Origin of the sequence: Enterobacter cloacae complex sp. EB5, from assembly GCF_031432835.1 — a bacterium.
Lineage (GTDB): Bacteria > Pseudomonadota > Gammaproteobacteria > Enterobacterales > Enterobacteriaceae > Enterobacter > Enterobacter hormaechei_C.
In genome coordinates this window covers 21,992-43,752 of record NZ_CP133862.1, presented here as the reverse complement: position 1 = coordinate 43,752, position 21,761 = coordinate 21,992, and the positions used below count along the sequence as shown (strand labels likewise).

The window sequence follows — 21,761 nt, the reverse complement described above, 5'->3', positions numbered from 1 at the left end:
TTAGGCAGTTTAGGCTGAGAATTTCAAGGTGAAATCGCCAAAGTTTTACGCCAGTTTCGCTGCAGGAATATCTGACCATCGTGTCGTATAAGCAGGAGAAAGCATCTCCCGTTTCATTTGCCATTCCGGGGCAATACCCCGCCCCGCAAACCATACTTTACCCAGCCCTGAGTTGTTGATCCCGTCCAGAACCCTCATCAGCTCAGCACTGTGAGGGCGTGGCGGGCGTTCGTCGAACAGCTGCAGCTGCGAAACGCCGGAGCCGGTGAAGTCATTCAGCATAACTCCGGCTTTGGCATACCGGTGTCCATCCCTCCAGATACGCTCCAGAGCCGTTGTGGCGGCTGCAATGATGTCCCTGGTGTCCTGAGTGGGTGTAAGAAGTTTTTCCGTAGCCACGTTGCCGTAGTAAGGTTCTTTAACGGCGAACGGAGACGTTTTGATGAAAACGGAAATATGCCGGCAATACTGGTGCTCTTTACGCAGCTTTTCAGAGGCCCGCTCTGCGTGCTGACAGATAGCCTGACGGAGTGACTCGTACTCCGTGATCTTCACGCCAAAACTGCGGCTGCAGACAATTTGCTGTTTCGTCGGAGGGGCTTCCTCAAGCGAAAGGCAGCTTTCCCCGTTCAGTTCACGTACCGTTCGCTCAAGGACCACAGAAAAATTTTTGCGGATGAAGGCCGGGTTCGTCAGGGCGAGATCGAGCGCGGTCTTAATGCCCAGCACATTCAGCTTGCGTGCAATACGGTTACCCACCCCCCAGATTTCTTTAACCGGCTGCAGTGAAAGCAGTTTCCGCGTTCTCTGCGGATTTCCCCTGGTCAGAGCAAGTACGCCACGAAGCTGTTTCCACTCTTTTGAGGCCCACTGGGCTGATTTTGCAAGGGTCTTCGTTGGTCCGGCGCCCACGCCAATGGTCAGGTGGGTACAGTCATACACGTGCTGACGCAGCTGCCGGCCGAAGTCCTCAAGCTCCATACAGTGCTCCACGCCGGTCAAATCGAGGAACATCTCATCAATTGAATACTGTTCCACTCTGGGGGCCAGTTCCTCCAGGCAGTTCATCACGCGCGCCGACATCGAGGCGTAAAGTTCATAGTTACTTGAAAACGAATATATTTTTTCCGGGTACCTTTCGTTTTTTATCTGAAACCACGGAGTTCCCATTTTGATCCAGGGCTTCGCCTCGGCACTGCGAGCGATTACGTTCCCGTCGTTGTTGCTCAGGACGACTATCGGCTTTCCTTTCAAATCCGGTCGGAAAACACGTTCACAGCTGGCATAGAAGCTGTTCACATCGGCCAGGGCAAACATCAGTACATCTCCCTCGGGCGGTGGATGATATGCGTGACGACGCCAAAGATATCAAGCTCGTCGGGGTCAGGATAAATCGGCGACCAGGAGGCATTCATGGGCTGCAGCGTCAGTCGAGGCGTCAGCAGAAGCCGTTTAACCGTAAACTCCCCCTGTACGCTGGCGACAACGATATCGCCGTGCCGCGGCTTTTCAGCACTGTCCACAACCAGCAGATCGCCATTGTACAGACTACCGTCCGCCATGCTGTCTCCGCTGGCACGCAGGTAGTACGTCGCGCTCGGATGCCGTATGCAGTAATCATGGAGATCCAGATCGGACTCGACATAGTCAGCGGCAGGGCTGGGAAAACCGCAGCTGGCCAGATCGGCAAACAATGGATGGGCCTGTGGCGGGTGTTCTTTCCCGGTGCTGAAAAGCTGTAGCTTCATCTTTCCTCCTGACACTCTAATTTTACTGGTTATGTATACAGTGTGCGCCGGGAGACCGGTAGAGATCAAGGGGTGAAAGTCCCCGACCATTGAAGGACCAGCAATCCACAAGGTCCCCGAGTCATGCGTTGCATACCGCGAGGTATGGGGCGAAGCGTTGACAGGGGTGTTGACAGGCCAGCCATTGAGCCACGAAATGTATATTAAATTACCGGGTGCCGACGTTGTACTGTTAACGGAAGGCAACATCATAGGGTGCGATACTGCGAGTGCCACATGGACCCGGCGGGGTCTGAGACCCTGGCATGTCAATACGATCTCTACGCGGGAACCGGGAGATCTCCCCTCTGACCATCTGCCAGTGTCGGAGATGGCCCGCACCGGGAAGACGAGGAGTCATAGCCGGTGATGTACGGAGAGGAGAAGTCGGACTCGCTCATAGTAGCGGCGAAGCAGGCGAACAACCCGAAAGGAGCGGAGTCAGTGGAGCGAAGGAGCGGGGCCAAGGGGAACGCGGAACAGCCACACATGCGCCGGACACAGAGCCGGGAAAGCATGTCACAGAGGCTGTCACGCGTGCGGGAAGCTGCGAAGCAGCGGAAGAAAGAACGGTTTACAGCATTGTTCCACCTGCTGACAGTCGAAGCACTGGAAGCCGCATTCCTCTCCCTGAGCAGGAAAGCGGCCGCCGGAGTGGATGGCATCAGGTGGATGGACTACGCCGGAAACATGAAGAACAACATAACAGATCTGCACCGGAGGCTACATCAGGGCAGCTACAGGGCGCAGCCCGGCAGGCGTCACTACATCCCAAAAGCGGATGGAAAACAACGCCCGCTCGGCATCGCCTCGCTGGAGGACAAGATCGTCCAGTATGCGCTGGTGAAAATCCTGAACGCAGTCTATGAAAACGACTTTATGGGGTTCTCATACGGGTTCAGACCCGGGCGAAGCCAGCACGATGCACTGGACGCACTGGCCACAGGGCTGGTACGCACTAACGTAAACTGGGTACTGGATGCCGACATCAGTCAGTTCTTTGACAGGGTGAGCCACGAATGGCTGATCAGGTTCACAGAGCATCGGATCGGCGACCGGAGGGTAATCAGGCTCATACGTAAGTGGCTCACAGCCGGGACGTCGGAGGAGGGTCAATGGCGAGCAACGGAGGAAGGCACCCCACAGGGTGCGGTCATCTCACCGCTGCTGGCAAACATATACCTCCACTACGTCTTCGATCTGTGGGCGCATCAGTGGCGACGTCGCTATGCCACAGGCAATGTGGTAATGGTCAGATACGCCGATGACATCGTCATCGGGTTCGACAAACGATACGATGCCCGGCGCTTCCGTATAGCCATGCAGCGCAGACTGAGGGAGTTCGGACTCACGGTTCACCCGGAGAAAACCCGTCTGATGGAGTTCGGCCGCTTCGCTGCCGAAAACCGTGCCATCAGGGGAAAAGGCAAACCAGAAACGTTCAACTTCCTCGGGTTCACGCACATCAGCGGGAAAGATCGCAACGGCAGGTTCATGCTGATACGAAAGACCCGCCGGGATCGGATGACGGCAACTCTGAAAGCCATCAAAGACGGTCTGCGAAGGCGCTGGCATTACTCAATCCCCGAACAGGGAAAATGGCTCAGGAGAGTGGTTCAGGGATACCTGAACTATCACTCGGTACCGGGCAACTTCCCCACCATGCAGAAGTTCAGGACACACGTAACAAACCTCTGGCGCCGGGCGCTCAGGCGCAGGAGCCAGAAGGATGATACGACCTGGACGAAAGCAAACAAACTGGCAGCCGCATGGCTACCAAGGGTTCGGGTTCTTCATCCATGGCCTGTGGAGCGGTTCACCGCCAGACACCCGAGGCAGGAGCCCGGTGCGTAAATCGCGCACGCCGGGATCTGTGCGGGGGGTATCCGGTAACGGGTATCCCTACCGCGACATATTTAACAGCGTGACGATAATCCAGATCGCCTGCCGGGTAATGGTGCCAACTTACTGATTTAGTGTACGATGGTGTTTTTGAGGTGCTCCCGTGGCTTCCATCTCCATCAGTTGTCCCTCCTGCTCAGCTACTGAAGGCGTGGTGCGTAACGGTAAAAGTACTGCCGGACATCAGCGCTATCTCTGCTCTCACTGCCGTAAAACATGGCAGCTACAGTTCACTGGTAATGGGGCTTTGTTGAATAAATCAGATTTCGGGTAAGTCTCCCCCGTAGCGGGTTGTGTTTTCAGGCAATACGCACGCTTTCAGGCATACCTGCTTTCGTCATTTTGTTCAGCGCTCGTACCAGGGCCATAGCCTCCGCAACCTGACCATCGTAGTCACGCAGCGTCAGTGAACCCCCGAACAGCTGTTTTACCCGGTACATCGCCGTTTCCGCTATCGAGCGACGGTTGTAATCTGTTGTCCATTTCCACCGCGCATTACTCCCGGTCAGCCGCTGATTAGCCACTGCACGGTTACGGTCTGCATATTCACCGGGCCAGTAACCCGCACCTTTTCGGGGTGGGCTAAGCGCGCTGATTTTCTTACGCCGCAGTTCATCGTGACAGAGCCGGGTGTCGTAAGCGCCGTCTGCCGATGCTGCCCTGATTTTTCTGTGAGTCTGCCGGATAAGACCCGGGAAGGCTTCTGAGTCCGTCACATTGTTCAGCGACAGGTCTGCACAGATGATTTCATGTGTTTTGCTGTCAACTGCCAGATGCAACTTTCGCCATATACGACGGCGTTCCTGGCCATGCTTTTTGACTTTCCACTCGCCTTCACCGAAGACCTTCAGCCCGGTGGAATCAATCACCAGATGCGCGATTTCACCCCGGGTGAACGTTTTGAAACTGACATTAACCGACTTTGCGCGCCTGCTGACACTGGTGTAATCCGGGCAGCGCAACGGAACATTCATCAGTGTAAAAATGGAATCAATAAAGCCCTGCGCAGCGCGCAGGGTCAGCCTGAACACGCGTTTAATGACCAGAACGGTGGTGATGGCGAGATCAGAATAGCGCTGAGGTCTTCCCCGTGATGAAGGCGTTGCCGACTCATACCAGGCCTGAATAGCTTCATCATCCAGCCAGAAAGTTATGGAGCCACGGTTGATGAGGGCTTTATTGTAGGTGGGCCAGTTGGTGATTTTGAACTTTTGCTTTGCCACGGAATGGTCTGTGTTGTCGGGAGGATGCGTGATCTGATCCTTCAACTCAGCAAAAGTTCGATTTATTCAACAAAGCCCATTAGATCTGCTTTTGCCAAAAAAACGGCTAGTTTTTTCTGGGTTTACCCAAACCAAAGGCACCGGCATTCACTATAAACGAGGCCTTTCTGATCGGCGTATCGATATCAAATATGGGGTTTTCAGCACGCCTTCTTTCAAAGTACTTATTTCTCTCCGATTCATTTTTAAAAGCGCTACCTGTCCTTGCAATCCTCTCCTGAATAAGCATCTTTTCATGCTCAGCCTTTTTGGTTGAGTTGGCCTTAGCGAGATTCTTTTCAAGGGATTTCGTATGCTTTTTTATATGCTTTCTCAACCTAGCTTTATGGCCAAATGAGAGTTTACATATCGGACAAGTGAATAATTCTTCCATAAGCTTCATGAGTGTAAGGGGAAGGTTATATTTACCATAGCATTCCTTGTCCGAACTGCCATGCGATGGTCCACCGGGGCAATGAGGCAAAGCCGTTGTCTGTGGAAGCACTACGCGGCATGATGAGCGTCGTCAGTTGCACACCGGCAAAGACGTGAAACACTTTTAACCGGAGCCAGTCATGCGCGTTGCCGAAAGCATCATCCTCGATGCCCTCACTCGCGGAGGATGCATCAAAACCTTTTACCGCATATCCTCACGGCAGGCTGCTGAATCGGCCACGCGGATACCTGAGGGGTATATTCTGGAGTCGCCCGGCGAGCGGGAAGATATTGTGCTCAGCCATGCGGACTTTCATGCACTGGAGAAGCAGCTGGAGCAGAAGGAAACCTGGGAGCAGGTGGTCGGTGTGACCTGTTTTGGTGGGGCAACCTGGCAGCTGAGAGCCGGGTCCGTGTGATGAGTGGCTGAGGTGCCGAAATAATTCTTTTATTTCAGCAGTGGCATTTCTGCAGTCCACGACTACAGTCTTCTCACCGGATGCATTGTGACTGTCCCACACTCCGGGGATTTGCTCCCTTTGACGAACCACAATTGTGTCCGGCCAGCCTTTCACGCTGGCTTTTTTTCGCACAACTCTGTTCAGACTGAGTCTGAATGGTCATCTCCCTGCCCTGCCCGTTTACGCTGATGGCCAGACAGGGAGCGCCAGGAAAGAATGGTTAGTGGCGGATCTGCGCCAGGTCGTCTTCCGTCAGGCCGGTCATTTTCATAACGGTATTGCGGTCAATGCCGTTATGCAGCATGGTACGGGCAATTTTCAGAGTGGCCTGACGCTCACCTTCTGAACGGCCCTTTTCAATACCCCGTTGTTCACCGAGCTGGATGCCCTGCTCAATCCCCTTCTGGATACCCTTCTGCTCAAGCTGTTGTGCGATGGTCATGAGTGCGTCTCCGTGTTGCGGCACACGCTGTGCCAGTTCGCGTACAAAGGCTTCGGCGTCAGCTGTCTCGCCTGCCTGGAGTATATAGTGTACCAGCGATATGACCTGGGATGAAGACAGATAGCCGGCCAGCAAAATGGGCGCCAGCCGGTCAACCAGTTCAGCGAGGTCGCGCTGGTGAATATGTTTCTGCAGTAAGGTCAGAGCGGCCATACTGCGGTGGCCGGCGATGTCATCATCCGGAATAACGGTCACATCAACCAGCGGGAAAGCGCCGCTGTAGAGTGTGCCTGCCAGCGCCGGGTCGTCAAACTCATCCAGCCAGCGGGTGGAATACGGATACGGGCTGCGTTTACCGGTATAGAACAGGACCGGTATCACCAGGGGCAGCTTCTTATGGCCCGCTTCCAGATGGCGCTGCATGGCGGCTACCGCGTAACGTATCAGGCGAAACGCCATGTGCCTGTCAGGCGACGACTGGTGCTCAATGAGCACGTGAACGTAGCCGTCACCACCGGTGGTTTTCAGGCTGTAGAGGACGTCGCTGAAATACTGGCGGAGGTCATCCTCAACGAACGAGCCGGATTCCAGTTTCAGCGTGCTGAGGTCGCAGATGGCCTGCAGCTCAGCGGGCAAATGCAACTTCATAAAATCCCGGGCAATATCCGGCTGCGTCAGGAACTGCCTGAACGTGGCATCGTGGGGTGTGGGGGTGCTGTTTTTCTTCATCATCAGCCCTGGCTCTGAAAAATGACCCGGGTATGCTATCACAGGCAGGAGCAGCACATAATGGCCAGTCAGATGATGATGTATTTCTTTCCCGTAAGGCCGCTCAGTCTATATTCTTGCATATCAATCATTCAGGATGCCGGACAACTCACGTTTGCGAACAGAGAGATCGTTATTTGTTAGCGCTGGAGCAGACCCGAATTACTGTCATTTTAGAAACGCCCGCCAGGCGAGCTGTTTCTCGCAGCGATTTTCCATTGACCAGGCGCAGAGTGCGTATCAGTTCATGTTTCTGCGCATCGGCCACCCTGCCCCGGTATTTTCCTTCAGCTTTCGCCTTACTGATACCCTCTGACTGTCGACGTCGACGGTCTTCGTAATCTTTTCGGGCAATAGCGGCCAGCATATCCAGCATCATGCCATTTACGGCCTTCAGCATGCTTCGGGTAAAGTCATCACTTACTGTGCTGGATAGCGCCAGATGGCTGGTCGGTAGATCAAGACTGACGATGGCCAGCTGCTTGTCTGTAATTTGCTTTCTGAGTGTCTCCCAGCCTGCATCATCCAGGCGAGTGAGCCTGTCGACCTGTTCAATGAGAATCACATCACCAGGTTCCGCATCACCAAGAAGCCTGATCAGTTCAGGAAGATTCATTGTCGTACCGGAGACATTATCGATATACCAGCCAGCAATACGGTGTCCATGTTGGTTTGCAAACGCCTTCAGTGCATTTTTTGCCCGGCTGGCATCCTGTTCTGAAGTGGATGCCCGGAGGTAACCAAAAACGAACATTTTTTGTCCTAGTGGTAACATTTAAGTGGTACTGTTCATTATGGTATCACTTAAGTGGTAACAATAAAACTACCCGATACCTCTTGAGGTGGTACATATGAACTATACCCTAATGTGACATATTGGCGAGTGGTCTAGGATTGGTTAATAAAAAAGCCAGGGAATCCTGGCTCTTGGGTGAGCTGGTTGTTAGAAGAACCAGCGAATTAACTCTAAAAGCACAATGAGCGCTTTCAGAGCCTGGATGACTTTTGTAAGAGTCTCCATTTTCTCTCCTTTTCTGGAGAGTAGAACACCGAATGAACCCTTCCACTCTGTCATTCGGTTTTTAATCTTTAATGTCAGTTAAAGATAGTTCCACTCAGGTAATGGTACTGACTCAGCACCACCTGTTAGTCAGCCAGAGTCTAATCAATGTGTTAGCTGGCTCTTGTAAATCAGATTGATCAGAGTAAAGAGTGGGGGGTATCATTCAACCGTCAGTTAAAGATAGTTCCATTCCAGATCTGAGTACCAGCTTAGTTTTGGATGTAAAAAAGCCCGATCACCAGTCGGGCTTTTTTACATCTAAACCCGCTTGAAGCCTTATCATCCGCTGCCTTGACCCCAATTATGGGTTAATTTATTACTGTAACGCATTCCTAATAATCGCGATTTTATTGATCTAGAACAAAGTAAAAATGTCAGAGTACAAGTGAAGGGCGCTTGCGCTAAATGTAAATTTATACGATTAAAAAAAGATCATTTTTACTACTAACAATTATTCTTGTTCTTAGTCATTCATCTGAAAGGTAATGCTTCCAAATGGCTTTGTTGAATAAATCGAACTTTTGCTGAGTTGAAGGATCAGATCACGCATCCTCCCGACAACACAGACCATTCCGTGGCAAAGCAAAAGTTCAGAATCACCAACTGGTCCACCTACAACAAAGCTCTCATCAACCGTGGCTCCCTCACTTTCTGGCTGGATGATGGGGCGATTCAGGCCTGGTATGAGTCGGGAACGCCTTCATCACGAGGAAGGCCCCAGCGCTATTCTGATCTCGCCATCACCACCGTTCTGGTGATTAAACGCGTATTCCGGCTGACCCTGCGGGCTGCGCAGGGTTTTATTGATTCCATTTTTGCCCTGATGAACGTTCCGTTGCGCTGCCCGGATTACACCAGTGTCAGTAAGCGGGCAAAGTCGGTTAATGTCAGTTTCAAAACGTCCACCCGGGGTGAAATCGCACACCTGGTGATTGATTCCACCGGGCTGAAGGTCTTTGGTGAAGGCGAATGGAAAGTCAGAAAGCACGGCAAAGAGCGCCGTCGTATCTGGCGAAAGTTGCATCTTGCTGTTGACAGCAACACACATGAAGTTGTCTGTGCAGACCTGTCGCTGAATAACGTCACGGACTCAGAAGCCTTCCCGGGCCTTATCCGGCAGACTCACAGAAAAATCAGGGCAGCCGCGGCAGACGGGGCTTACGACACCCGGCTCTGTCACGATGAACTGCGGCGTAAGAAAATCAGCGCGCTTATCCCGCCCCGAAAAGGTGCAGGTTACTGGCCCGGTGAATATGCAGACCGTAACCGTGCAGTGGCTAATCAGCGAATGACCGGGAGTAATGCGCGGTGGAAATGGACAACGGAATATAACCGTCGCTCGATAGCGGAAACGGCAATGTACAGAATGAAGCAGTTGTTGGGAGATTCACTGACGCTGCGTGACTACGATGGTCAGGTAGCGGAAGCTATGGCCCTGGTACGAGCGCTGAACAAAATGACGAAAGCAGGTATGCCTGAAAGCGTGCGTATTGCCTGAAAATCCAGCCAGCTACAGGGTCGTTCGCACGAAATCTTATTTATTCAACAAAGCCGATTACCACCTGAAACCAGGTCTATATAGGCCAAAAGTTCATCTGATACTTTTGCGGTTATTGTTGGCATTCAGTCCTCACTTTGTGCATTTTTTAAACGAAAAAAGGGTGTCTAATACGGTGAAATCATAGTATTACCAAAGTAATAAATAAAAAATTCTTTAAATCAGTAAGTTAGATTGGATTTGTAATACCTGGGTAATACCGCAGCATGGCTAAATTTGGTTTTTTTTCTTTTAAATCAGTGGTATAGCGTGATTTATCACGCTGCGTTAGGTGTATAGCAGGTTAAGGGATAAAAAATCATCTTTTTTTGGTAGGGCGATCTCCGTAGGTTAAGGGTCATTTGGCTAAAAAGCGTCCTATTCTTTGATGGTCATGCTTGCATGACCATCTGAGCAACCAAAAACTACAGATAAACTACAAAAAACGTTTTGCCTTAGTGTTGGTAGACTACAAATAGACTACAATAAAACTACAAAGAAACTACAAAAAACGTGACAGACTACAAAGAGACTACAAGAAAACTACAGATAAACTACAAAACTCGATTGACCCCTTCTTACGAGTGTTGTAGAGTCATTTTCATACAACGGGGGGGTTATGAATAAACCAGCAGATCTGAAACCCCGCAACTTATCGGCTGCTGTCAGATTGCGCCTAAATGAAATCGAGAACTGGCTGGACAGAGGGCTAACGCGGCATGAAATTGCTGAAATCCTCGACAGCGAATACAGCTTTTCGGTAACAGCCAAAGGGCTTGAGATGGCACTGTATAGAACGCGGCAAAACCGAAAAAATGTATTACACAATACACATGATAAGAGTAGCGCGAAGGGTGCAGCGGAAAGTGTATTGCACAATACACAACCGTCTGAGCCTGAAGCGCAGGAAAGTGAAAAAGCAGAGAGTCCCGGCATTATTGATAAAGAATTCTTCAATAAAATCGGTGAGGATTTCAACCCTAAGAAGTTCAACAAAAAATTCTGGTAATGACTCCAACTTACTGATAGTGTTTTATGTTCAGATAATGCCCGATGACTTTGTCATGCAGCTCCACCGATTTTGAGAACGACAGCGACTTCCGTCCCAGCCTTGCCAGATGCTGCCTCAGATTCAGGTTATGCCGCTCAATTCGCTGCGTATATCGCTTGCTGATTACGTGCAGCTTTCCCTTCAGGCGTGATTCATAAAGCGGCCAGCCATCCGTCATCCATACCACGACCTCAAAGGCCGACAGCAGGCCCGGAAGACGCTCCAGCGTGGCCAGCGTGCGTTCACCGAATACGTGCGCCACAACCGTCCTCCGTATCCTGCCAGCGCTGGCGTGATTTAGCGCCGACGTAACCCCACTGTTCGTCCATTTCCGCGCAAACAATGACGTCACTGCCCGGTTGTATGCGTGAGTTTACCGACTGCGGCCTGAGTTTTTTAAGTGTCGTAAAATCGTGTTGAGGCCAACGCCCATAATGCGTGCACTGGCGCGACATCCGACGCCATTCATGGCCATATCAATAATTTTCTGGTGTGTACCGGGCTGAGAGGCGGTGTAAGTGAACTGAAGCTGCCATGTTTTACGGCAGTGAGAGCAGAGATAGCGCTGATGTCCGGCAGTACTTTTACCGTTACGCACCACGCCTTCAGTAGCTGAACAGGAGGGACAGCTGATAGAAACAGAAGCCACTGGAGCACCTCAAAACCACCATCATACACTAAATCAGCAAGTTGGTAGCATTACCAAAAAGTGAATAACTTAAAAACATCGGCGCAAGCGCCTCAAAAGTAGCTCCCATCGCTTCGCGACGGGCCCCGACCGGAGAACCACATTAGTTACAGCATTCAAAAGGAAGTTCATCATAAACCAGCGCCGGTTTGCCGGCCAGGTGCCCCTCCCCACCACTGAAAAGCGCCGCCGCCCCCGGCCGAAGGCCGGGGAACACCATCGCTTTAGAATGGCGGATGTTGTAACTAGATCTTGTCATTGCTGTGGGTGGTGTTGCTTTTCGTTCTGGCGTACACGCTCGTAAGCGGCCCTAACGGCCCGCTAACGCGGAGATACGCCCCGACTGCGGCTATCGCCTTGTCGTGACCACTCCGACCGCGCACAGCAGCTTCTGTATCGTTTTTAGCGGGTTTGTTCTGGGCTTAGCAGTGTGGGGGATTATTACGGCTGAAGCCGTAATGCTTTTTCGTCCTCGCTTCGCTGCGGGGGTCTCCGGCGCATGGCGCCTCCCATGCGCTGACGCGCATCAAAAACCCGTCCCCTGCGCCACTTGTGTCTGACGCACGCGAGAGTCCGCTGCGGCAAAAAAACAAGAAGAGAGCTAGACGAAGGTCGCTCAGCTCCCCGTAATTTTTTATATACTCACCACGGGGACATTAGATCTGCTTTTGCCAAAAAAACGGCTAGTTTTTTCTGGATTTACCCAAACCAAAGGCACCGGCATTCACTATAAACGAGGCCTTTCTGATCGGCGTATCGATATCAAATATGGGGTTTTCAGCACGCCTTCTTTCAAAGTACTTATTTCTCTCCGATTCATTTTTAAAAGCGCTACCTGTCCTTGCAATCCTCTCCTGAATAAGCATCTTTTCATGCTCAGCCTTTTTGGTTGAGTTGGCCTTAGCGAGATTCTTTTCAAGGGATTTCGTATGCTTTTTTATATGCTTTCTCAACCTAGCTTTATGGCCAAATGAGAGTTTACATATCGGACAAGTGAATAATTCTTCCATAAGCTTCATGAGTGTAAGGGGAAGGTTATATTTACCATAGCATTCCTTGTCCGAACTGCCATGCGATGGTCCACCGGGGCAATGAGGCAAAGCCGTTGTCTGTGGAAGCACTACGCGGCATGATGAGCGTCGCCAGTTGCACACCGGCAAAGACGTGAAACACTTTTAACCGGAGCCAGTCATGCGCGTTGCCGAAAGCATCATCCTCGATGCCCTCACTCGCGGAGGATGCATCAAAACCTTTTACCGCATATCCTCACGGCAGGCTGCTGAATCGGCCACGCGGATACCTGAGGGGTATATTCTGGAGTCGCCCGGCGAGCGGGAAGATATTGTGCTCTCGCGCGCGGACTTTCATGCGCTGGAGAAGCTGCTGGAGCAGAAGGAAACCTGGGAGCAGGTGGTCGGTGTGACCTGTTTTGGTGGGGCAACATGGCAGCTGAGACCGACTGTACAGAGCTGAACAACTGAGATTTAAGACCTGGGAATCAGTAAGACTGAAGGGAGGTATCTGTTATGACGCTGACAGAAAAAACAGGCCATCTGGCATGGTGTGCACTGGTCGCGCTGGCACTGGCCAGACAGGAGCAGGGAGAACTCTCTCCCGCACAGGAAAATCTCTTTCTCACCCGCTGGCTCGCGGCAGCACTGAAGCAACGGCGATTCTCGCGCGATGTGGCACAGGATATCGGGTGGTTACTGAATCAGGGGCGTTTGCTGGGTGTGAGAGCTAAGCTGGCCGACAAACTGGGCTATGTCTGGCGCTCCTGCAGCGGCGAGTTGACTGAACAGAACGACATGTTCCGCCTGACGTATGCGCTGGAAACAGCGAAAGACATGGGCTGGAATTACCGCGTAATGAGCGACAGAGAATGGGCCGGACGATATGCTTTGGTACTCAATCCTGGAGTAAACGGTGTTTATCTCTTACGGACAAACCTTGATGCCGCTTTTGACGACAATGGCCAACAGACAAATCCGCTGACAGTACGTCTGACAGGGAACGTAACTGGGATAATGAAACTGTTAAATCGCTGTGGCTGGCAGGCTGAGCCTGAGTCTGATGCCTCCCTGCCCCACCAGTTTTCACTGATGGCCCGGCAGGGAGTGCCAGGAAAGGGGGATTAGTGGCGGATTTGTGCCAGGTCATCTTCAGTCAGACCGGTCATTTTCATGACAGTATTGCGGTCAATGCCGTTCTGCAGCATGGTACGGGCAATTTTCAGAGTGGCCTGACGCTCACCTTCTGAACGGCCTATTAGCGTGTGCTCCGGTGGTTTGCACATGCGCAAATTTTTCAGCCCAAAGGAGGCTAATCATCACGGGGATTACGTTCAAATCCCCTGCGCCCTCTTGCTGCCCATTCAGCATTGAGTACTGAATCGCCACGGGTTTAACAGACACCTCAGAGTCATTTAAGATGGCTTAAAGAGAGGTGCCCATGAGCGGTAAGCGTTATCCCGAAGGGCACTGTTGCAAAGTTAGCGATGAGGCAGCCTTTTGTCTTATTCAAAGGCCTTACATTTCAAAAACTCTGCTTACCAGGCGCATTTCGCCCAGGGGATCACCATAATAAAATGCTGAGGCCTGGCCTTTGCGTAGTGCACGCATCACCTCAATACCTTTGATGGTGGCGTAAGCCGTCTTCATGGATTTAAATCCCAGCGTGGCGCCGATTATCCGTTTCAGTTTGCCATGATCGCATTCAATCACGTTGTTCCGGTACTTAATCTGTCGGTGTTCAACGTCAGACGGGCACCGGCCTTCGCGTTTGAGCAGAGCAAGCGCGCGACCATAGGCGGGCGCTTTATCCGTGTTGATGAATCGCGGGATCTGCCACTTCTTCACGTTGTTGAGGATTTTACCCAGAAACCGGTATGCAGCTTTGCTGTTACGACGGGAGGAGAGATAAAAATCGACAGTGCGGCCCCGGCTGTCGACGGCCCGGTACAGATACGCCCAGCGGCCATTGACCTTCACGTAGGTTTCATCCATGTGCCACGGGCAAAGATCGGAAGGGTTACGCCAGTACCAGCGCAGCCGTTTTTCCATTTCAGGCGCATAACGCTGAACCCAGCGGTAAATCGTGGAGTGATCGACATTCACTCCGCGTTCAGCCAGCATCTCCTGCAGCTCACGGTAACTGATGCCGTATTTGCAGTACCAGCGTACGGCCCACAGAATGATGTCACGCTGAAAATGCCGGCCTTTGAATGGGTTCATGTGCAGCTCCATCAGCAAAAGGGGATGATAAGTTTATCACCACCGACTATTTGCAACAGTGCCGGAAAAATCCCCTTCGCTGTTTCCCAGACCAGTAAAATCAAACCGGAGAACGGCGATAGCATTCTCTGTCAGTTTCCGCGCAATACGCGCCGCGCCTTTGAGGTCTTTGCCACACGTAAAACAATGAGCTAACAGCGCAAACGCTTTAGGATTTTCAGGAAGTTCAAGCAATCCGGCCAGTTCTTCACCAGCCGCATTTTTGAACGTAAATTTTAGTTTTTTCATAGGATATTCCAGGTCTTAAACTGATTTCATATGTTTGATCGCAGGGAAAAATAATCTTCTGCTCTGCATCTGGCATTACGCGTTTTCCTTCCTCTACTGGGGATGTGAAACAGAATTCATTCCGAATGCCTGTCCTCACCTTCCAGTTTGAAAGCTGATTATTGCTTCCTGTTCGGTGATCACTTACGCTATGCTACCAACTAGATGGTAGTTTACAAGAATTTTATGAGGTCTCACTGAATGGCCAATTGCGCGCTCATTCTTAAAATATCCCTGGCAATGCTGGCGTTTGCTGCAAACTCTATTCTGTGCCGTCTGGCCCTGCAGGGAGGCCACATTGATCCCCTTTCATTCAGCAGCCTCAGGCTGGCCAGTGGTGCACTCGTCCTGTCACCTTTCTTGTTTTATCACGCAAAAACTACATTATCGCTGTGGCGTCCGCTGAGCGGATTTTACCTCATGGTGTACGCAGTGCTCTTCTCTGTCGCCTATATCCATCTCGATACCGGGGCAGGTGCGCTGTTACTTTTTGGTGCCGTACAGTTTGCGATGGTGATCCACGGATTATTTAAAGGGGAATCACTCTCCGTTATGCGGGCTTGCGGTTTAGTTATTGCTCTGGCAGGAATTGCTGCCCTGCTGTTACCCGGGGCGAAGGCACCGCCGCTTTACAGTGCACTTATGATGATCGTTGCCGGATTAGCCTGGGCCGCCTATTCCGTCAGGGGGAGGGCGGGCCAGGCGGCCGGGGCTTCAACGGCGGCAAATTTTGTACTCGCCACGCCGATGGCTCTCGCTCTTTCGTTGCTGTTTATGAAGCAGGGTCACTATGATGCTGCGGGCATTGCTTTGTCATTGCTGTCCGGTGCCGCCGCCTCAGCCGGTGCATATGTATTGTGGTATACCCTTTTACCCTCTCTCGGCTCTATCACCGCCAGTACCCTTCAGCTCAGCGTTCCCTGTCTGGCAATGCTAGGGGGTGTGGTATTCCTGGATGAATCACTGACGGTCAGAACGATATTTTCTGCCCTGGCGGTGCTGACTGGCATTGTGATGGTGACACGCGAGAAATCCCCCCGTCAGTCGATGACAAAGGCGAGAGAACCTTAATAACGCAATTAATTCATGCAGTTGTGATGATTCTCTTATGTTAATCACACGAGCCAGTTTTCCCGCTCCGGCATCAGACTGACAGTAATACTGAGGTCGACGTTTCTGACTACACCTAAGGCAGGTTTATGAAATGAAATATGATTTTGATGAGTACGTAAGCAGAGAGAAAACAGACAGTCTCACCGTGGACGGCTGGCGGGAATACCTGTTTTCGGGACAGTCCGAATTTGCAATGCGGTATCCGGCAGAAGGGCTAATTGTAACGGCTCGCAATCGAAATCCTTCGGGCTCGCAATCAGCGCAATTTTCGGCTCAGATTAAGTGACAATGAAAATCCTCACAGGCTCACATTAAGTGATAATGAGCTCGCGTTTATCTTTTCCGGCTCGCCATTCATTGCCTCGGGCTCACAATAAATGCAAATGAAAATTCTCCCATTGCGTCACCAGTAGATAATTTATTGCTTCTTATGCTGGCGAAACAGGGCTGTCAAGACCCTTTCAATCATCTCTTTCACCACCTCAGATTTCGGACGCTCCAGCGCCGTCAACGCCAACCCTTTTTCCAGTGTGATAATAAAACAGGCAAACGCTTCAGGAGCAAGGTAAGCAGGCAGCTCTCCACATTGCTGCGCCTCTCGCGCTTCGTTTTCCAGCCACTGGGTAAATGCCTGCCTTTCATCGCGTAATTGTGCGGCAAGGCCTCCTTCATCAATCTGGAAAGCCAGTGCGGAAAAGGTCATGGCGCACCCCAACGGTTTACCGTCACAACTGAACAACGTAAAGGCGTCATGAAGAAAATGACGCATCCGTTGTTCGAAAGTTTGTGTTTGATCCTGCAGACACTGTTCCAGCCCCCCCAACCAGTGCTGGCGGTAATACATAAGCGCCGCCGCATACATCCCCTCTTTGTTACCGAAGGCCAGATACAGCGATGGAGGTTTCATTCCGGTTACATGGGTCAGGTCTGCTATCGAGGTTGAGGCATATCCCTTTTGCGCAAAAACCTGAAATAACGCCTCCGCCAGCTTATCTGATGAGATGAGTTTTGGCCTGCCAGTTTTTTTCTTTTCAATCATGGAGATAGCCTTATCTTTTAACTTAATCATTATGTTCATAGTATCATGTTTTATAGTTATCGCTAAAAAACAATTGCATCACTGAAATATTTACCTTATATTTTTTATTGATCACTACAAAATACGAACGGGATAGGCGTATGAGAAAGTTCATTATTGCTGCAATATTGAGTCTGAGCATCCTGCCCGTGCTGACACAGGCATCAACCGAAATCAACAATTCTCACCAGTGCGAATTGCTTCGCCTTGGGAGCATCAGTGTTTCAGGTGGCACGATTGATGAGTTGACTAGCAAGCTTGCAGCAAAAGCAGAAAAATCAGGCGCCGATTATTTCCGCATCACTTATTTAAATACCAATGCCCATGGATATGCCACTGCAACGCTATACGACAATGCAGGCGCTTAGCTGCAACATAAATTTGACAAGTTAATCTGTTACATAAGGGATGTGTGGCTACAGAACCCTTATGGCTTTTTACATACGCAAAGGAAAATATTATGAAAACAAACATTAAAGCGCTGTTTTTTGCTTCGCACCTGGCTTTATTTGGCGTGGGTTTCGGTGTCGGTATCTATGTACTGCCTATCCTCACCGCTGAGAAAAACTCCAGTGCTGATGAAATTAAGGAAGTTAAAAATAATGCCCGCTACACGGGGGCATTTTTTAAAAACCAAAAAGGGAGTAATGCTGTTCACTGGGTTGATGGAAAGCTGTATGTCTCCGATCAAGAAATCGCATTTGAAGGTAGCATTGCTCCAGGTCCGGATTACAAGATCTATCTGACCAAAACCCAGGCTGATGATCGTAATTCATTTTTAAAAATAAAAGAAGAATCATTATATATAGGTGATTTGAAAAACTACGGCAACTTCAAAAAGAACCTGCCAAATGGTGTCAATATTGATGAATACACCACTGTGCAAATCTGGTGCGAAAAATTCGAGCAATTTATTGGTTCAGCCCAATACAGGTAGTGGGGTAAAACACGGGTTACTGGAGTTATTTTCGCAAACAGATCATGACGCTCTCTGTGTGACTGGCGCAATGATCACCGGATACGCTCGCAATTAAGGCTATCGGACCTTAAGACTCTGTCAAAATAGATAAACTGGAATATCCATTTACCCATATGGGGTCGTCTGGCGTACTGCAATTCAGTCAGCAAATCTCATGGAGTAAAATCGTATTTTATGGGTGCACCCAAAGCATACAGTTTGGTGAGACAGTTTTTCTGTCTCATTTGGATTGTTTTTGTCTCATCTGCATGTTACGTTTTCCTCATCTAGAGTCTAACGAGACATTTTTCATAACAATGGCTTTTTACGGTTATGCCCGGGTTTCAACCAACGACCAGGATCTGGATTTGCAAATACAGACGCTTCGCGCCGCTGGCTGCGAAATCATCCGTTCAGAAAAAGCGAGCGGGACCAGCCGCGATGGACGAACTGAGCTGCAACTGTTGCTGGATTTTCTGCGTAAGGGAGACACGCTGATTGTCACGCGAGTCGATCGCCTGGCCCGTAGCATTAAAGATTTGCAGGATATCGTGTATGCCCTGAATCAGCAGGGCATTACCCTCAAGGCAACAGAACAACCTGTGGATACGCGCACCGCAGCAGGTAAGGCGTTTCTGGATATGCTGGGTGTCTTCGCTGAGTTTGAAACCAACCTGCGCCGTGAACGCCAGTTGGAAGGTATCGCTGCCGCAAAAGCCCGCGGGGTTTATCAGGGGCGCAAACCGCGCATCGATCCTGTTGAGGTCCGTCGGTTGTACGTTGAAGAGAAAATGGGCGCAACGGCGATTTCTCGCCAACTGGGGATCGGTCGAGCCTCGGTCTATCGTGTGCTGGACCGCGATGAGCAGCCGGCGTAAGGCCATTCCAACCGATTCTTTGTTGCAACTGCGACAACGGCTTGACCGTCTGCCACCAAAAAGTCCGGAACGCGCGGCCCAGATCACCGCGATGGCGCTACTCTATTGCATTTCCGTCACCACCGTCTATCGTACACTCCGTGCCTTCCAGAAACCTCACATTGCACACCGGCGTGATCACGGGAAACCCCGGATACTGCCGCCGTCCGAACTCGAATATTATTGTGAACTGATCGCTGCATTGAAATTACGTACCACCAATAAAGCCGGTCGTCATCTGTCCACGACGCGTGCCATTCAGTTGCTCGAAGAACATGGTGTGGAAACGACTCAGGGGCTGGTTAAACTTCCAAAGGGGTTGTTGCGCAGGCCAACGGTTAACCGCTATTTGTCCCTGTTCCGACTCGATCACTCACGTCTGTTACGGGAGCCACCGGCAGCGCGGTTCCAGGCTGAGTGCAGTAATGACTGCTGGCAGTTCGATATGTCGCCCTCTGATCTCAAATATATCGAATGTCCTGAGTGGATTGATCCGGCCCGTGGACAACCTACCCTGATGTTATTCAGCGTGGTGGACGATCGCAGCGGGGTTAATTACCAGGAATACCGCTGTGTGTATGGCGAAGATGCGGAGTCTGCCTTGCGTTTTCTGTTTAATGCCATGGCGCCTAAAAGTCATCCGGAGATGTCTCTCCAGGGGCGACCGAAAATGCTGTACCTCGATAATGGCCCGGTGGCGAAAAGCCATGTCTTCCAGAATGTGATGCAGGCGCTGCAGATTGACTGGCAGACACATATGCCGGCAGGCAAGGATGGCACCCGCACCACAGCCCGGTCAAAAGGCAAGGTTGAGCGCCCGTTCCGTTCCGTCAAAGAAGCCCACGAAACGCTGTATCATTTTCATAAGCCGGAGACTGAACAGCAGGCGAATGAATGGCTCTGGAACTACCTGATACGCTATAACGCACAACGACATCGCAGCGAAAAGCATTCCCGTGAGGAAGATTGGCTGATGCATTTGCCACCAAAGGGAGTGCAGGACATGTGCACCTGGGAACAGTACTGTCGCTTTGCCCGGGAGCCGGAGTCTCGCAAGGTGGGTATCGATGCCCGCATAACGATTGACGGGACAGCTTACGAAGTCGAACCCGACATGGCGGGTGAAACTGTTATCCTGCTGTGGGGCCTCTTTGATGACGAAATGTTCGTGGAGTTTGACGGTGAAAAGTGGGGGCCTTATTTTCCTGTTTCCGGCCCGATACCTCTGCACCGCTATCGGGCATTCAAACGCGGAAAAGCAGCGGTGCGGGCAGACCGTATCCAGTCATTGGCTCGGCAACTGAACTTACCTATCAGCGCCCTGTCCGGTTGTGACCTCAAACTGGTGGCCGATAGCGTTCAGAGCACGCGGGTGTTGCCACATCAACCCTTCGAGTCCACAGCGTTTGAATACTGTTTTCCTACCCCGGTGGCAGCGAAGCTGGCTATTGCGGCTGATCTGGCCACACCGCTGGCGAAATTATCGGATGAAGACAAGGCGTTTATCGACCAAGTACTGACAGACACGCTGATCCGCAGTGAGGTATTTGCCCGGGTCAGGGAGTATTTCCGCAACACCCAATCAGGAGAGGATCATGCGGGTTGAGGTAATGGAACATTATGGACTGGCGCAACCAATCGATCAGGCCGGTTACTATGAGACGGCTCACCATAAGCAGCTTATCAAGGATATCCGCGGTGCTATCCACGAAGGCCGGTTAATTGCCGTTTGTGGTGTGGTTGGCAGCGACAAGACAGTCACTCTGCGGCGTTTGCAGCAGCGTCTCAGGGAGGAAAATAAAATTACCGTAGCTCGCTCCCTGTCGATTGAAAAGCACAATATTAAACTGGCCACGCTCATCAACGCGCTCTTTTACGATTTGACGCAGGATAAACAGGTTCAGATCCCCAAACAGGGCGAACGACGCGAGCGTGAGTTACAGGAACTGGTCAAAAAAGGAAAGCGGCCAGTGGCATTGTTTGTTGATGAAGCGCATGACCTGAACGGGCATACACTGATCGGACTCAAAAGGCTGATGGAAGTTGTGGAGGACGGTGGCGGCCGGCTGTCGGTTGTTCTGGCCGGTCACCCCAAACTGCGCAATGACCTGCGACGCCCGACTATGGAGGAGATCGGTTATCGCACGGATATCTTTACGCTGGATGGGATCACCGGTAGCCAACGGGAATATATTCAGTGGCTACTGAAAACCAGTATGGGGAAAGGCAAGCCGGAAGACATTCTGACCGCCGACGCCCTCGACCTGCTGGCGATGAAACTACGTACCCCACTTCAGGTTCAACTACATCTGACGCTGGCCCTGGAGGCCGGTTATCAGACGGGAGAAAAGCCGATAACCGCCGCCCTGGTTGAATCGGTACTTTCCCGCCAGCTTGACGATTTGGAGCCGACATTAACGCGTCATGGTTATCGACTGAAAGACATGGTGGAGCAGTTTGATGCCAAACCGGCAGAAATCAGGGCCATGTTCAACCATCAGCTCGACCCTGCTCGAACAGCAGAACTGCGGGACAGGATGCTGGCGGTGGGGCTCCCGATATGACGAATTTCATTTGCAGTTATTGTGAGCCGAAGGAAATGGAATGCGAGCCGAAAAAGATAAACGCGAGCTCATTGTCACTTAATGTGAGCCCGGGAGGATTTTCATTGTCACTTAATCTGAGCCGAAAATTGCGCTGATTGCGAGCCCGGGGGATTTCGATTGCGAGCCGTTACAG

The 21,761-nt window shown here is 51.2% G+C and carries 22 protein-coding genes and 4 pseudogenes; 14 read left to right on the top strand and 12 right to left on the bottom strand.

Annotated features, from left to right (window positions below; genetic code table 11):
- Positions 1–45 precede the first annotated feature (45 nt).
- Positions 46–1,317 (bottom strand): Y-family DNA polymerase, encoded by a 1,272-nt coding sequence (locus tag RHN82_RS23215; RefSeq protein WP_023302472.1) that lies wholly within the window; start codon positions 1,315–1,317, stop codon positions 46–48.
- The gene (gene umuD / locus RHN82_RS23210) at positions 1,317–1,748 is read right to left on the bottom strand and encodes a translesion error-prone DNA polymerase V autoproteolytic subunit (protein WP_006796638.1); all 432 of its coding nucleotides are present in this window, start codon (positions 1,746–1,748) and stop codon (positions 1,317–1,319) included. Before umuD ends, RHN82_RS23215 begins: the two co-directional genes overlap by 1 nt.
- 405 nt (positions 1,749–2,153) lie before the next feature.
- Between umuD and ltrA the strand changes: the two genes are divergently transcribed.
- On the top strand, positions 2,154–3,641 hold the full coding sequence (gene ltrA / locus RHN82_RS23205) for a group II intron reverse transcriptase/maturase (RefSeq protein ID WP_004178082.1): 1,488 nt from the start codon (positions 2,154–2,156) through the stop codon (positions 3,639–3,641).
- 151 nt (positions 3,642–3,792) lie between these two features.
- Positions 3,793–3,924: pseudogene (locus RHN82_RS23200) on the top strand (IS1 family transposase); the annotation flags it as partial.
- Between the two features lie 64 nt (positions 3,925–3,988).
- Here RHN82_RS23200 and RHN82_RS23195 read toward each other — a convergent pair.
- Both RHN82_RS23195 and RHN82_RS23190 read right to left on the bottom strand, forming a co-directional pair.
- Positions 3,989–4,957 carry an IS5 family transposase gene (locus tag RHN82_RS23195; protein WP_074144872.1) on the bottom strand — a complete coding sequence of 323 codons (969 nt, stop codon included), beginning with the start codon at positions 4,955–4,957 and terminating at the stop codon, positions 3,989–3,991.
- 61 nt (positions 4,958–5,018) lie between these two features.
- Positions 5,019–5,345 (bottom strand): C2H2-type zinc finger protein, encoded by a 327-nt coding sequence (locus RHN82_RS23190; protein ID WP_221928987.1) that lies wholly within the window; start codon positions 5,343–5,345, stop codon positions 5,019–5,021.
- 181 nt (positions 5,346–5,526) lie between these two features.
- Between RHN82_RS23190 and RHN82_RS23185 the strand changes: the two genes are divergently transcribed.
- Positions 5,527–5,805 carry a hypothetical protein gene (locus RHN82_RS23185; protein WP_017900922.1) on the top strand — a complete coding sequence of 93 codons (279 nt, stop codon included), beginning with the start codon at positions 5,527–5,529 and terminating at the stop codon, positions 5,803–5,805.
- Between the two features lie 262 nt (positions 5,806–6,067).
- On the opposite strand, the gene RHN82_RS23180 is transcribed toward RHN82_RS23185, so the two are convergent.
- Together RHN82_RS23180 and RHN82_RS23175 are read right to left on the bottom strand one after the other, a co-directional pair.
- On the bottom strand, positions 6,068–7,021 hold the full coding sequence (locus RHN82_RS23180; RefSeq protein WP_020805503.1) for an Rpn family recombination-promoting nuclease/putative transposase: 954 nt from the start codon (positions 7,019–7,021) through the stop codon (positions 6,068–6,070).
- 169 nt (positions 7,022–7,190) lie between these two features.
- Complete coding sequence (locus tag RHN82_RS23175) at positions 7,191–7,811, bottom strand: recombinase family protein (RefSeq protein WP_023302470.1); 621 nt, start codon at positions 7,809–7,811, stop codon at positions 7,191–7,193.
- A gap of 838 nt (positions 7,812–8,649) precedes the next feature.
- On the opposite strand from RHN82_RS23175, the gene RHN82_RS23170 reads away from it, so the two are divergent.
- Complete coding sequence (locus RHN82_RS23170) at positions 8,650–9,618, top strand: IS5 family transposase (RefSeq protein WP_074142348.1); 969 nt, start codon at positions 8,650–8,652, stop codon at positions 9,616–9,618.
- 658 nt (positions 9,619–10,276) lie between these two features.
- The gene (gene stbA, locus RHN82_RS23165) at positions 10,277–10,666 is read left to right on the top strand and encodes a plasmid stabilization protein StbA (RefSeq protein WP_003032490.1); all 390 of its coding nucleotides are present in this window, start codon (positions 10,277–10,279) and stop codon (positions 10,664–10,666) included.
- A 10-nt stretch (positions 10,667–10,676) separates the two neighbouring features.
- Here stbA and RHN82_RS23160 read toward each other — a convergent pair.
- Positions 10,677–11,357, bottom strand: a pseudogene (locus RHN82_RS23160) (IS1 family transposase).
- 722 nt (positions 11,358–12,079) lie between these two features.
- Positions 12,080–12,406, bottom strand: a complete 327-nt coding sequence (locus tag RHN82_RS23155) for a C2H2-type zinc finger protein (protein ID WP_004201125.1) — start codon at positions 12,404–12,406, stop codon at positions 12,080–12,082.
- A 181-nt stretch (positions 12,407–12,587) separates the two neighbouring features.
- Between RHN82_RS23155 and RHN82_RS23150 the strand changes: the two genes are divergently transcribed.
- Complete coding sequence (locus tag RHN82_RS23150; RefSeq protein ID WP_001568067.1) at positions 12,588–12,869, top strand: hypothetical protein; 282 nt, start codon at positions 12,588–12,590, stop codon at positions 12,867–12,869.
- Positions 12,870–12,922: 53 nt separating this feature from the next.
- Positions 12,923–13,534: a DUF2913 family protein gene (locus tag RHN82_RS23145; RefSeq protein WP_000176305.1), complete on the top strand. Its 612-nt coding sequence runs from the start codon at positions 12,923–12,925 to the stop codon at positions 13,532–13,534.
- Here the strand turns inward: RHN82_RS23145 and RHN82_RS23140 are convergent.
- From RHN82_RS23140 to RHN82_RS23130, 3 genes and pseudogenes are all read right to left on the bottom strand, one after another.
- Positions 13,531–13,662 (bottom strand): annotated as a pseudogene (locus tag RHN82_RS23140) (ISNCY family transposase); the annotation flags it as partial. The gene RHN82_RS23145 and the pseudogene RHN82_RS23140 overlap by 4 nt on opposite strands.
- Positions 13,663–13,924: 262 nt before the next feature.
- Complete coding sequence (locus RHN82_RS23135; RefSeq protein ID WP_001067855.1) at positions 13,925–14,629, bottom strand: IS6-like element IS26 family transposase; 705 nt, start codon at positions 14,627–14,629, stop codon at positions 13,925–13,927.
- Between the two features lie 57 nt (positions 14,630–14,686).
- Positions 14,687–14,917: pseudogene (locus RHN82_RS23130) on the bottom strand (alpha/beta hydrolase); the annotation flags it as partial.
- A gap of 240 nt (positions 14,918–15,157) precedes the next feature.
- Between RHN82_RS23130 and RHN82_RS23125 the strand changes: the two are divergent.
- Complete coding sequence (locus RHN82_RS23125; RefSeq protein WP_001567390.1) at positions 15,158–16,027, top strand: DMT family transporter; 870 nt, start codon at positions 15,158–15,160, stop codon at positions 16,025–16,027.
- A 133-nt stretch (positions 16,028–16,160) separates the two neighbouring features.
- Complete coding sequence (locus tag RHN82_RS23120) at positions 16,161–16,355, top strand: hypothetical protein (protein WP_001567389.1); 195 nt, start codon at positions 16,161–16,163, stop codon at positions 16,353–16,355.
- A 132-nt stretch (positions 16,356–16,487) separates the two neighbouring features.
- Here RHN82_RS23120 and RHN82_RS23115 read toward each other — a convergent pair whose 3' ends face one another.
- Positions 16,488–17,138, bottom strand: coding sequence for a TetR/AcrR family transcriptional regulator (locus tag RHN82_RS23115; protein ID WP_223168447.1), 651 nt, complete (start codon positions 17,136–17,138; stop codon positions 16,488–16,490).
- A 110-nt stretch (positions 17,139–17,248) separates the two neighbouring features.
- Between RHN82_RS23115 and RHN82_RS23110 the strand changes: the two genes are divergently transcribed.
- From RHN82_RS23110 to RHN82_RS23090, 5 genes are all read left to right on the top strand, one after another.
- Positions 17,249–17,515: a DUF1471 domain-containing protein gene (locus tag RHN82_RS23110; protein ID WP_001567387.1), complete on the top strand. Its 267-nt coding sequence runs from the start codon at positions 17,249–17,251 to the stop codon at positions 17,513–17,515.
- Positions 17,516–17,607: 92 nt separating this feature from the next.
- Positions 17,608–18,084: a DM13 domain-containing protein gene (locus RHN82_RS23105; protein ID WP_001567386.1), complete on the top strand. Its 477-nt coding sequence runs from the start codon at positions 17,608–17,610 to the stop codon at positions 18,082–18,084.
- Between the two features lie 338 nt (positions 18,085–18,422).
- Positions 18,423–18,983, top strand: coding sequence for a recombinase family protein (locus RHN82_RS23100; RefSeq protein ID WP_021242984.1), 561 nt, complete (start codon positions 18,423–18,425; stop codon positions 18,981–18,983).
- A complete protein-coding gene (locus tag RHN82_RS23095) occupies positions 18,967–20,628 on the top strand; it encodes an IS481 family transposase (protein WP_033488203.1) in 1,662 nt (553 codons plus the stop codon). Before RHN82_RS23100 ends, RHN82_RS23095 begins: the two co-directional genes overlap by 17 nt.
- Positions 20,561–21,586 (top strand): ExeA family protein, encoded by a 1,026-nt coding sequence (locus tag RHN82_RS23090; protein WP_369892573.1) that lies wholly within the window; start codon positions 20,561–20,563, stop codon positions 21,584–21,586. Before RHN82_RS23095 ends, RHN82_RS23090 begins: the two co-directional genes overlap by 68 nt.
- Positions 21,587–21,761 lie beyond the last annotated feature (175 nt).

Coding starts and splice junctions, on each gene's coding strand:
- RHN82_RS23120 (WP_001567389.1), top strand. CDS start 16,161: ATGAAATATGATTTTGATGAGTACGTAAGCAGAGAGAAAACAGACAGT.
- RHN82_RS23110 (WP_001567387.1), top strand. CDS start 17,249: ATGAGAAAGTTCATTATTGCTGCAATATTGAGTCTGAGCATCCTGCCC.
- RHN82_RS23215 (WP_023302472.1), bottom strand. CDS start 1,317: ATGTTTGCCCTGGCCGATGTGAACAGCTTCTATGCCAGCTGTGAACGT.
- umuD (WP_006796638.1), bottom strand. CDS start 1,748: ATGAAGCTACAGCTTTTCAGCACCGGGAAAGAACACCCGCCACAGGCC.
- RHN82_RS23150 (WP_001568067.1), top strand. CDS start 12,588: ATGCGCGTTGCCGAAAGCATCATCCTCGATGCCCTCACTCGCGGAGGA.
- RHN82_RS23190 (WP_221928987.1), bottom strand. CDS start 5,345: ATGGAAGAATTATTCACTTGTCCGATATGTAAACTCTCATTTGGCCAT.
- RHN82_RS23125 (WP_001567390.1), top strand. CDS start 15,158: ATGGCCAATTGCGCGCTCATTCTTAAAATATCCCTGGCAATGCTGGCG.
- RHN82_RS23095 (WP_033488203.1), top strand. CDS start 18,967: ATGAGCAGCCGGCGTAAGGCCATTCCAACCGATTCTTTGTTGCAACTG.
- RHN82_RS23145 (WP_000176305.1), top strand. CDS start 12,923: ATGACGCTGACAGAAAAAACAGGCCATCTGGCATGGTGTGCACTGGTC.
- RHN82_RS23180 (WP_020805503.1), bottom strand. CDS start 7,021: ATGATGAAGAAAAACAGCACCCCCACACCCCACGATGCCACGTTCAGG.
- RHN82_RS23105 (WP_001567386.1), top strand. CDS start 17,608: ATGAAAACAAACATTAAAGCGCTGTTTTTTGCTTCGCACCTGGCTTTA.
- RHN82_RS23135 (WP_001067855.1), bottom strand. CDS start 14,629: ATGAACCCATTCAAAGGCCGGCATTTTCAGCGTGACATCATTCTGTGG.
- RHN82_RS23155 (WP_004201125.1), bottom strand. CDS start 12,406: ATGGAAGAATTATTCACTTGTCCGATATGTAAACTCTCATTTGGCCAT.
- RHN82_RS23175 (WP_023302470.1), bottom strand. CDS start 7,811: ATGTTCGTTTTTGGTTACCTCCGGGCATCCACTTCAGAACAGGATGCC.
- RHN82_RS23185 (WP_017900922.1), top strand. CDS start 5,527: ATGCGCGTTGCCGAAAGCATCATCCTCGATGCCCTCACTCGCGGAGGA.
- stbA (WP_003032490.1), top strand. CDS start 10,277: ATGAATAAACCAGCAGATCTGAAACCCCGCAACTTATCGGCTGCTGTC.
- RHN82_RS23100 (WP_021242984.1), top strand. CDS start 18,423: ATGGCTTTTTACGGTTATGCCCGGGTTTCAACCAACGACCAGGATCTG.
- RHN82_RS23115 (WP_223168447.1), bottom strand. CDS start 17,138: ATGATTAAGTTAAAAGATAAGGCTATCTCCATGATTGAAAAGAAAAAA.